This window comes from Bacillus sp. MUM 13 (assembly GCF_001866725.1).
Lineage (GTDB): Bacteria > Bacillota > Bacilli > Bacillales > DSM-1321 > Peribacillus.
The window spans coordinates 26832-36491 of the sequence record NZ_MLYQ01000102.1 but is presented as its reverse complement, the minus strand read 5'-3'; the positions used below and the strand labels follow the sequence as shown (position 1 = coordinate 36491).

The 9660-nt window shown below is 38.8% G+C and carries 9 protein-coding genes; 2 read left to right on the top strand and 7 right to left on the bottom strand.

Annotation, left to right across the window (positions count from 1 at the left end; all coding sequences use genetic code 11):
* Positions 1-107 precede the first annotated feature (107 nt).
* Positions 108-1442: a peptide MFS transporter gene (locus BIV59_RS19680; protein ID WP_071353161.1), complete on the top strand. Its 1335-nt coding sequence runs from the start codon at positions 108-110 to the stop codon at positions 1440-1442.
* Between the two features lie 81 nt (positions 1443-1523).
* Here BIV59_RS19680 and BIV59_RS19675 read toward each other — a convergent pair whose 3' ends face one another.
* Positions 1524-2849: a DUF2254 domain-containing protein gene (locus BIV59_RS19675; protein WP_240501956.1), complete on the bottom strand. Its 1326-nt coding sequence runs from the start codon at positions 2847-2849 to the stop codon at positions 1524-1526.
* A 593-nt stretch (positions 2850-3442) separates the two neighbouring features.
* On the opposite strand from BIV59_RS19675, the gene BIV59_RS19670 reads away from it, so the two are divergent.
* Entirely contained in the window at positions 3443-3769 is a 327-nt protein-coding gene (locus tag BIV59_RS19670; RefSeq protein ID WP_071353159.1) for a winged helix-turn-helix transcriptional regulator, read from the top strand.
* Positions 3770-3919: 150 nt separating this feature from the next.
* On the opposite strand, the gene rpiA is transcribed toward BIV59_RS19670, so the two are convergent.
* From rpiA to gnd, 6 genes are all read right to left on the bottom strand, one after another.
* A complete protein-coding gene (gene rpiA / locus BIV59_RS19665; protein ID WP_071353158.1) occupies positions 3920-4594 on the bottom strand; it encodes a ribose-5-phosphate isomerase RpiA in 675 nt (224 codons plus the stop codon).
* 75 nt (positions 4595-4669) lie between these two features.
* Complete coding sequence (locus tag BIV59_RS19660; protein WP_071353157.1) at positions 4670-5155, bottom strand: hypothetical protein; 486 nt, start codon at positions 5153-5155, stop codon at positions 4670-4672.
* 68 nt (positions 5156-5223) lie between these two features.
* Positions 5224-6075 carry a GRP family sugar transporter gene (locus tag BIV59_RS19655; RefSeq protein WP_071353156.1) on the bottom strand — a complete coding sequence of 284 codons (852 nt, stop codon included), beginning with the start codon at positions 6073-6075 and terminating at the stop codon, positions 5224-5226.
* A 360-nt stretch (positions 6076-6435) separates the two neighbouring features.
* Entirely contained in the window at positions 6436-7773 is a 1338-nt protein-coding gene (locus BIV59_RS19650) for a glucose-6-phosphate isomerase (RefSeq protein WP_071353155.1), read from the bottom strand.
* A 193-nt stretch (positions 7774-7966) separates the two neighbouring features.
* Positions 7967-8635, bottom strand: coding sequence for a fructose-6-phosphate aldolase (fsa, locus tag BIV59_RS19645; RefSeq protein WP_071353154.1), 669 nt, complete (start codon positions 8633-8635; stop codon positions 7967-7969).
* Positions 8636-8725: 90 nt separating this feature from the next.
* Complete coding sequence (gene gnd, locus BIV59_RS19640; RefSeq protein ID WP_071353153.1) at positions 8726-9619, bottom strand: phosphogluconate dehydrogenase (NAD(+)-dependent, decarboxylating); 894 nt, start codon at positions 9617-9619, stop codon at positions 8726-8728.
* Positions 9620-9660 lie beyond the last annotated feature (41 nt).

Here is a 9660-nt window from a genome sequence, read left to right as displayed (position 1 = left end):
TTACGTAAGAGTTAGTGAGTTTCGGCTCCTGCCGTTTGAATTTTTTGAAAATGTAAAAAACATTTTAACTTTCAGGCGTATTTTATTTTTTTAGGAGGACATGAATTATGGAAACGGCTATAAAGAAAGAGGCTGTGAAGCAGCAAGAGAGCAGGAAAAAACATCCTGCGGGCTTGTACATGCTTTTCGCAACTGAGGCATGGGAACGTTTCAGCTATTATGGCATGAGAGCCATTTTAGTGCTTTATTTGACCGCAACAGCTGCTAACGGCGGACTTGGCGTTGATAAATCAACTGCTATGAGTATTTATGGTTTACTTACGGGTGCCGTTTATATCACGCCTATGATTGGCGGATACTTGACAGATAAATTCCTTGGAAGAAGAATAGCCATTCCTATTGGCGGTGTATTAATGGCGCTAGGGAATTTTATGCTGTTCGTAAATCAGAGCATGACCGCTTTATACATCGGGCTTATCATCATGATTATCGGTAATGGCTTCTTCAAGCCAAATATTTCAACACTTGTCGGCGATCTTTATGGCAAGGATGATCCGCGCCGTGATGGTGCTTTCACCATCTTCTATATGGGAATTAATGTAGGGGCATTCTTCGCACCTTTAGTTGTTGGGCTAATGAGCTATAAATATGGTTTCCTTACCGCTGCAATCGGAATGATTGTAGGACAGGTTATTTTCAATTTATCTGCCAACCGCTTCTTGGGCGATATCGGCAAAGAGCCAACAAGCAAACAGCAGCCTGCTGTTTCTGTTCAAAAGCCCGCTGCTGTACTGACTAAAAAAGAAAAAAGACGTACAGTTGCCATTGTCATTCTTTCGCTGTTTGTAATTGCCTTTTGGGCTGCTTTCGAGCAGGCAGGGAGCTCGCTTACTTTGTATGCACAAGATCAAATTGACCGGAACGTGTTTGGCTTTGAAATTCCTACAGCGTGGTTCCAGTCTTTAAATCCGCTCTTCATAGTCATTTTGGCTCCTGTTTTATCAGCCGTATGGTACAAGCTTGGAAGCTCTAAACGCGGAGACTTTAAAACTCCCACTAAAATGGGTATGGGATTGGTAGTTGTCGGTTTAGGCTTTATGGTATTGCTGCCTGCTGTTATGTATACAGGAAATGATAACTCTTTAAAGGTAAACATAATGTTCATGGTGGTAACTTATTTCCTTCATACCCTTGCTGAACTTATGATATCACCGGTAGGACTATCGATGGTAAGCAAAATTGCACCGCTTAAACTAGCCTCTCTTCTTATGGGTGTATGGCTTGCAAGCTCTGCAGTAGCCAACTTTGTAGCAGGTCAGTTAGCTGCATATACTCAATCGCTTGGCTATCTTGAAATATTCAGCACGATTGGTTTTGTGACTATTGGATTAGGTATCGTTCTCCTTCTTCTGACAAAACCAATTTCAAAATTAATGGAGTGATTGCATCTTAACAAAAAAACCGGAGACCAGGCTATTCCTGGTCTCCGGTTTTTTAGTTCGTATATTGCCTTTTTGCGGCTGTTATTCAATCTCAAGTAAATCTCCTTGTCCGCTTTGCCCGCCTGCCGCATACAATTTTTTAAGGGCACTATTCATTCTGTCTCTATCAAGAAATAGCCAATCTTCCTTCTTTAATCCTTGAACAATGTATTCAGTAAAATTCATCACCATTTTTTTCACATCGTCTTCATTGGTCTCTGCAATTAGAGTGAGCGCATGAATTACCGAAATCATTACAGACACATCTGACTTACCGTAATGGCGTATTTGATAAAAGCTTTTATATAGGTAGTCAAAAAAAGTTGGTTTTTCAATGATCAGCCTGATGTTATTATTTCCATCTCTATGATAAGGGTTGGATATATCATATTTTCCAAGCTTCGATAAAATTTGGCTTAGCTGTTCAATACAGTTAATAGCTGTCTCTGGGTCATTTTTCCCCGGGGCGATTCCCCTCAGCGCAATTTCAACCAGCTTTTGAATACCGAAATCCACATCATGTACTGACTCCTGATCGTCAGTTATTGCTAGAAGGGAAAGCATTTCGTTTTTATCAAATGCAGCATTATTGCCCCATACCTTGAATAAGGGTGTATCTACATCTACATATTTCCCTCTGTCTTTTTCTAGCTTGACGATAATGTCCTTTTGTTCTGCATAATTCACCAGCTTTACTGTATCAATGAACTGCAAATATCCTCTTTTGCTGCTTATCACACTTGTATACGAATGATCTTCGAGTTTCAATTCAGTATCATCTTTAATAGTTTTAAGCTTTTTATCTCTGCTGATGTTATTATCAAAAGCCAAAAGAGTTTCTTTCGTAATATTTGAAATCAGGTTGCCAACCTTAATCCAATCCATAACATGATGAATTAAAAAGACAAACATTCCTACACATATAAATGTCACCAGCACAGCAAAGGATGGGACGATAAACGTTTCACTCAAATCATTTTTTCTAACCTGCAGCAGAAGAACAAGAGTATAAATGTAGCCTCCTACAAAGGTACCCAGTACTCTTTGTGACTTAGAACTTTCATTAAAATTCTGAAGTGTCCGCGGAGAAAATTGAGACAGAAATGTTGTCTGCACGACCAGAACAGAAGAAAATGTTATGGTAGTCATAGTAAGGAGCGAAGTTGAAAGAGCACTGAGTATAGAATGTGCAAGCTCTTTATCTGTAAGGAATATACTAGGAATATGCTTATAAAGCTGATGGTGAACATGCAGATACCGATCCAGCTTCATGGTCAAAAGTGCAAGAATAACCGCAGCAACGCCATATATAGCCGGAGCTACCCAAAAGTTAGATTTGATTTTCTTTTTTGTTATTTTTAATGACATGGTTTTCTCCCTTGAATTTTTATTTAAAAGCATAAAATGATAAATTGCAGTCCTTTCTTCCTTAAATGGCCAGTTAAAGCACTTTAACTTTTATACCCTTAATATAGCTTTCTTAACATCACATGATGCTTATAAACGCTCACTAAAAGTTGTGCCCAGCGAAACTTTATTTCTTTTCATAACAAAAAGTCATATTTAACTTTTGAATGATGCTGGATGAAATAAAGATCCTGTTTAAAAGGGTATAATGAAACCAATGTATATCTGTTTTTTCCTTAGCAAGTATTCTCAAATGAAAAGGTTTGCATATCAGTCCCATTATGCCCCTGCAAAATCTCTCCCTTCCTATGTATACCAGACTAAAGGCTGTCTTCTCTATTGGGGAAAAACCCAACACCGAACTTTTATCAACCAAGTAATTTTTTGTGCCTTTATTATTAAAAATTATTTTAATTCCTATAGGTTATCTTCCCTTTAATTGCAGTAATAAATCTGATATAATACGAATAATAGAAAATAATAAACAAGATAACATATTGAGTACTTGTTACTAAAAATACACAAAATATTTTATGAAAAAGAGGTGGATTGGTATGGCTGAGGAAAAAAGCAATGAACGGATCTGTAAAAAACTTGAACAAAGCTATGATATTGTAGGAAAGAAATGGATGGGCCTTATCATTCACACCCTTATGATTGAACCCAAAAGATTTAGTGAAATTCATTCTTTTATCCCTGATTTAAGTAAGCGCATGCTAAATGAGCGTATAAAGGAACTCGAAGACTTAGGAATAGTCATCAGGAACGTTATCACAGACCGTCCAGTCCGCACCGAATATTCCTTGACAAAAAAAGGCGTTGAGCTTGGAAGAGCGCTTCGTGCTGTTGAAGACTGGTCAGAGAAATGGATGGGTAAATAAGCCTTAACGTTCTGCCCTGGCCAGTACGGGCATAATTAATTGCATTAAATGGACTAGGAACTGCTTATATCAACCGAAAAAACCATCAAATTAGGACAAAAAAAGCGATCGCTTTGTCTCAATTTGATGGTTTTTGCTTTATACTTCATGCTATTTTTTTAATTCAATCACTTTACGGCTTTCTTTATCGACGGTTATGACCGTATGAGTCATATTTACAAACAATCCATTTTCAACGACGCCAGGAATCATGTTAAGAGTTTGTTCAAGTTCTTGAGGATTTTCAAGATTTTCAAAGGTGCAGTCTGCAATATAATTTCCATTATCCGTAACAAAGAGAACATCATCCTGCATACGCATTTTCATTGTGCATCCTGGAAGTTTTTCAAGATGCCTGACTGTCATTTTATAACCAAATGGAACAATTTCGACCGGAAGCGGAAACTTCCCTAATTTCTCGACCATTTTAGCTGAATCAGCAACAACAATAAAAGTATTGGCGGCTTTAGCAATTATTTTTTCCCTTAAAAGCGCTCCGCCTCCGCCTTTTATTAAAACCATATCCGGATTGGCTTCATCTGCACCGTCAATGGCAATATCGAGATGATCCACTTCTCCGAAATCCGTTAAAGGAATCCCCCACTTCCTCGCCAGTTTTTCTGTTTCAACCGAGGTAGGTATACCCTTGATCGACAGACCCTCGCCAACAAGCTGTCCTAGTTTTTCAATAGTATAAAATACAGTCGAGCCTGTTCCCAAACCGACAGTCATACCGTCTTTAACATATTCTGCCGCTTTTTCGCCAGCCATTTGCTTTTCATTCATGTATGTGCGCCTCCACTCAAATCTTGCTGACAGACAAGCTTATTTAGAACCAGCAAGCTGCAGCAGAATGTCACATTAAATTTCAACAGACGCCGACAAAATGTCCTCTGTTTTCAGTTCAAGGAGTTTTTCTAAAAATTTTATAGATTTCATTGCATGATAAATATCATCAACAGTTACTACATTTTCATTTTTCATTTTATCTATATTTTTTTGTACTTCATGTTTGAAAACATCAGTGTGAATCAGCCATTTCCCAATTAGTTCTTGAGTGGCTTGACGCTCTTCTTTACTTTTTAGCGCAAAAATATTCTCAGTCTCTGTTTCTTCGAGTACAAGAGACCTGAAATCTTCATCCATTACAAGCCAAAAGTAATTTTTTTGGCTGTCATAATATTTTCCTTCTTTTAATAATAAATACTCTATACCAATCAGAATTCTGTAAAATGGACTATGCTCCTTAGGAGTTTGGAGCTCTTTTATTTCAACAGTATTCTCTTTATTTACATAGGTTTCATTTCCATATTGTGTCAAGATGATTTTAGCATCTACTAGCTGCATGGAGAATATGCCTCCCTTTCCTTTTCATCATTTAGCTTATACTGCACGATGGGCTGCACGGGAACATGTCAGGCTTTTGCCATGCCAAGGAAGACTCCTCCAGCAATGATTAAAATGATGCCCAAGGCAATATTAATCAGCTGACGTTTCGTTTTCTTTTCCCCCAAGAGAAAAATCCCTCCAAGTGTTGAAATGACAATTCCCATTTGGGAGAGTGAAAAGCTTGTTGCAACACCTACTTTAGGCTGCGACAGGAACAAAAATAAATTTCCAGAAGCCCAAATAAGGCCAGGAATAATATTCCTGATGGCATATTTGTTAAATGGCTTGTGTTTATAGGTTAGAATTAATCCTCCTATTACCATGCCGATGGCTTGAGGAAATAATGCAGACCATCCATCCACATTCATTAGCCTGGCGATGACTACATATACCAGGTAACCCAGAGTAGAAAGAAGAAGTGTGATGATCCCTTTATTAAAGCCTCCGTTTTGCTTCTCCGCATTTTTGTCATTTAAGGATGCTAAAATAATACCAATGATAATGAATGCCAAAGCTAAAATCCCAAAAATTACAGCAGTCGAAGTATCCCATTCTTTAAACACAATTACCCCGAAAAGGGAGGTTGCAACGAGCTGCATGCCGGTTGATATGGGCATGGTTCTTGAGACTCCTATATATTCAATACTTTTTAATTGATTGCTTTGGCCAAGTGACCAGAACAACCCGGATATGATCCCAATTAAGAAAATATAAGGTGTCAATACCGGATGGATGGTTAAATAAATGATAATCGAGAAAATGAGTGCTCCAAGGGTTGTACCAAGTGTTTGGCTATAGGCGCCTCCCCCAAGTTTTACATTAAACAGCACAATGCTTCCCCAGAAAATTGCAGGAAGAAGAGCCAGTAGTATATCCATGATGCAGAATCCTTCTTTCGGCAATTAATTATTTTATATTTGGTAACTTTATGTAACCATATTATACCCAACAAAGTCGTTCGTCAATACTTATTCAGGTAATTTAGGCTGTAAAATGATGGAGGGAACCGTCCCAACTTTTAAGGTTGACGGTTACTTAAAGTAACATATTGGTTGTAAGGAGTGAAGTGGAACAAGCGGGCAGCACTATTAAGATTTCCGGCTGATTTTTGCTTACGTTGCCGCATCTGCCTCTAAGGCGAAATCAACATGAAAAGCTGTGAGCCTGGCATTAAAAAGCAAAAGAGCACCCCTGCCAGGGCAAAGCTTTTCGCTGGCAAAGGCACTCTTCCTGCAATATTATTTGGATAAACGCTTCATCAATTCAGCTTTTTCTGCTTCAAATCCTGGTTTACCAAGCAATGCAAACATGTTGCGCTTATATGCTTCAACACCCGGCTGATCAAATGGGTTTACGCCCATAAGCAAGCCGCTGATTCCGCAGGCTTTTTCGAAGAAGTATACCATTTCTCCAAAAGTGAATTCGTTTAACTCATCAAGTTCAACTGCAAGGTTTGGCACATTACCATCCACATGTGCAAGCACTGTTCCTTGGAATGCGTTTTTATTTACTTCGTCCATAGTTTTTCCAGCAAGGAAATTTAATCCATCAATGTTAGCAGGGTCTTCCTGAATTGTTACATCGATAGCAGGTTTCTTAACTTGAAGAACTGTTTCTAACAAGTCTCGGCGTCCTTCTTGTACATATTGGCCCATGGAATGTAAATCTGTTGTGAAATCTACAGATGCAGGGAATAATCCTTTTTGATCTTTTCCTTCACTTTCACCAAACAGCTGTTTCCACCATTCAGAAACATAATGAAGGTTTGGCTCGTAGTTTACAAGCAATTCAATTGTTTTTCCTTTGCGGTAAAGAGCATTCCTTACTGCTGCATACTGGTAGCTCTCGTTTGATTCAAGCTCAGGATTATTATATTTTTTAGCTGCTGCTGCTGCACCTTCCATCATTTTGTCGATATCAAGGCCGGCTGCCGCGATTGGCAATAATCCGACTGCAGTCAATACAGAGTAGCGTCCGCCTACGTCATCAGGAATCACGAAGGTTTCGTACCCTTCTTCATCAGCAACCTGTTTTAAAGCGCCTTTAGCTTTGTCTGTAGTTGCATAAATACGTTTTTTAGCTTCTTCTTTTCCGTATTTTTTCTCCATATAGTCACGGAAGATGCGGAAAGCAATAGCTGGTTCAGTTGTTGTACCTGATTTAGAAATAACATTAACGGAAATGTCTTTACCTTCTAAAAGCTCCAGCAAGTGTGTGATATAAGAAGGACTGATATTTTGTCCTGCGAAGTATACTTGTGTTGTATCTTTCATCTGATTATGGAAAGTATGTGTTAATGCATCAATCGCAGCACGTGCGCCGAGGTATGAACCGCCAATCCCGATTACAACGAGAGCATCAGAATTTGAACGAATCCTTTTAGCAGCTTCCTTAATACGGGCGAATTCTTCTTTGTCATATGCTTCAGGAAGGTCAACCCATCCTAAATAATCAGAGCCAGGACCTTTTTTTTCATGTAGCATATGATGTGCTGTTTTTACGAATTCGCCAAGATTATCTACTTCACTTTGCTGCATAAAAGACAAAGCATTTTTATAATCAAAAGATATAGTCATGAGGCAATTCTCCTTTTTTATTCTAATTTATGAACCTTAAGCTTAAAGCCCTGTCAAATTTGCATGGTAATTTCCGCTTCGATAAACCATGTGAAGGAATGACCAATGTACATTCACGTAAGCATTTCTTAAAAAAAAGACAAAAAAAAGATTTAGGGGTGAAAATTCCACCCCGTAAATCAGTTTTCATTCATTATTTGCTTACAACTTTTTCCCAATCAGTTGAGAACTTTTCCATTCCTTGGTCAGTCAATGGATGCTTAGTAAGCTGTTCAACTACTTTAAGAGGCATAGTTGCAATATGTGCTCCTGCCATTGCTACACGTGTAACGTGATCTGCGTGGCGGACAGATGCTGCAATGATTTGTGTATCAAGATTATGAGTACGGAATAAAGCTGCAATTTTTTCTACTAAAAGAACTCCATCTTCAGAGATATCATCTAAACGGCCCAAGAATGGAGAAACATAAGTAGCTCCAGCACGAGCAGCCAATAGCGCCTGATTCACTGTAAAGATCAAAGTGATGTTCGTTCTAACACCTTTTTTAGTCAAGTAACGGCAAGCTTCCAAACCGGCAACAGTCATCGGAAGTTTAATTGTAACTTTTTTGTCTCCGCCGTTGATTTTAATAAGCTCATTAGCTTCAGCGATCATATCTTCAGCAGTAAGAGCAATTGGAGTAACTTCAGCAGATACAGATTCTACATCTGGAACAGCCTGGCAGATTTCTGCGATGCGGTCTTCAAACTTAACGCCTTCTTTAACAACTAGAGAAGGGTTAGTAGTTACACCAGATAAAATACCCATTTTGTAGCCTTTTTTGATTTCATCAAGGTTTGCAGTATCTAAGAAAAATTTCATGTTGAATAGCCTCCATTTGATTTATTATGTCTAAAAAAGGTCCCAAGACACAATAGGCGTTACGTGCCTTAGGACGTTATAACAGGTTTATTAGTTCTTTTCTACAGCGTGTCCGCCAAACTCGTTACGTAGTGCAGCGACAACTTTACCATTGAAAGTGTCTTGATCTAGTGAACGGTAGCGCATTAATAGGGACATAGCAATAACTGGAGTTGCTGCCTGAAGGTCAAGAGCTGTTTCAACAGTCCATTTTCCTTCACCTGAAGATTGCATGATTCCTTTGATGCCGTCAAGCTTAGCGTCTTTAGAGAATGCATTTTCAGTAAGTTCCATTAACCATGAACGGATTACAGAACCATTGTTCCATACTTTTGCAACTTTTTCATAGTCAAAGTTGAAATCACTTTTCTCAAGGACTTCAAAGCCTTCGCCGATAGCAGCCATCATACCGTACTCAATGCCGTTATGAACCATTTTCAAGAAATGGCCGCTTCCGATGTTTCCTGCATACAGGTAACCATTTTCAACAGCTGTATCACGGAAGATAGGCTCAACGATATCCCATGCTTCTTGATCTCCGCCGACCATGTAGCAAGCTCCGTTACGAGCGCCTTCCATACCGCCAGAAGTACCTGCATCCATGAAGCGAACGCCAGTTTCTTTCAAATCATTGTAGCGGGCAATAGACTCTTTGTAATGAGAGTTTCCTGCTTCGATTACGATATCTCCTTCAGAAAGGAAAGGTTTGATTTCGCCGATAACTGAATCTACAACAGAGTGAGGAACCATAATCCAAAGAACTCTTGGCTTTTCTAAAGATTCAACAAGCTCTTTTAAGCTTGAAGTGCCTTTAGCACCATATTTTTGCATTTCTTCAACAGCACTGGCATTTAAGTCAAATGCCACTACTTCGTGTTTGTGATCGATTAAGTTCATTCCAATATTTAATCCCATTTTACCTAAACCAACTAAACCTACTTGCATGCTAATTGCCTCCTCAAGTTTGGAAGATATATGCTTTACGC

Excerpts from the sequence above, each read along its gene's own strand:
- BIV59_RS19680 (WP_071353161.1), top strand. The coding sequence starts at position 108 with ATGGAAACGGCTATAAAGAAAGAGGCTGTGAAGCAGCAAGAGAGCAGG.
- BIV59_RS19675 (WP_240501956.1), bottom strand. The coding sequence starts at position 2,849 with ATGTCATTAAAAATAACAAAAAAGAAAATCAAATCTAACTTTTGGGTA.
- BIV59_RS19670 (WP_071353159.1), top strand. The coding sequence starts at position 3,443 with ATGGCTGAGGAAAAAAGCAATGAACGGATCTGTAAAAAACTTGAACAA.
- rpiA (WP_071353158.1), bottom strand. The coding sequence starts at position 4,594 with ATGAATGAAAAGCAAATGGCTGGCGAAAAAGCGGCAGAATATGTTAAA.
- BIV59_RS19660 (WP_071353157.1), bottom strand. The coding sequence starts at position 5,155 with ATGCAGCTAGTAGATGCTAAAATCATCTTGACACAATATGGAAATGAA.
- BIV59_RS19655 (WP_071353156.1), bottom strand. The coding sequence starts at position 6,075 with ATGGATATACTACTGGCTCTTCTTCCTGCAATTTTCTGGGGAAGCATT.
- BIV59_RS19650 (WP_071353155.1), bottom strand. The coding sequence starts at position 7,773 with ATGACTATATCTTTTGATTATAAAAATGCTTTGTCTTTTATGCAGCAA.
- fsa (WP_071353154.1), bottom strand. The coding sequence starts at position 8,635 with ATGAAATTTTTCTTAGATACTGCAAACCTTGATGAAATCAAAAAAGGC.
- gnd (WP_071353153.1), bottom strand. The coding sequence starts at position 9,619 with ATGCAAGTAGGTTTAGTTGGTTTAGGTAAAATGGGATTAAATATTGGA.